The organism is Novosphingobium sp. B-7, assembly GCF_000410615.1.
In the GTDB taxonomy this organism is placed as follows: Bacteria; Pseudomonadota; Alphaproteobacteria; order Sphingomonadales; family Sphingomonadaceae; genus Novosphingobium; species Novosphingobium capsulatum.
Genome location: NZ_KE148501.1, coordinates 19595 through 19893, shown reverse-complemented (window position 1 = coordinate 19893; position 299 = coordinate 19595). Strand labels below are relative to the sequence as shown.

Here is a 299-nt window from a genome sequence, read left to right as displayed (position 1 = left end):
GCGTGACATTGACGCCATCATCAAAATCCAGCGCCTTCAACGGGATCAGCGCCTGATCGTGATACATGCAGATCGCCACGTCATAGGTGGTGCGGGCCTGGGCATGGAACATCGTGTCGGCCGGCAGCGGCCCGTGCGCGGCAATGCCGGCGGCCTGGAGCGCGGCAACGGCGGGGGCGATATAGCTGTGGTCCTCGTGCCCCATGCGGCCTTCTTCGCCGGCGTGGGGGTTGAGCCCGGCCACGGCGAGGCGGGGCTGGGCGATGCCGAAATCGCGCACCAGCGCGCGCGCGGTGATC

The 299-nt window shown here is 68.6% G+C and carries 1 protein-coding gene; it reads right to left on the bottom strand.

Translation table 11 applies throughout. The features are described from left to right. On the bottom strand, positions 1-299 hold a 299-nt coding region (locus H926_RS29945), incomplete at both ends, for a 4-hydroxythreonine-4-phosphate dehydrogenase PdxA (RefSeq protein ID WP_043611032.1).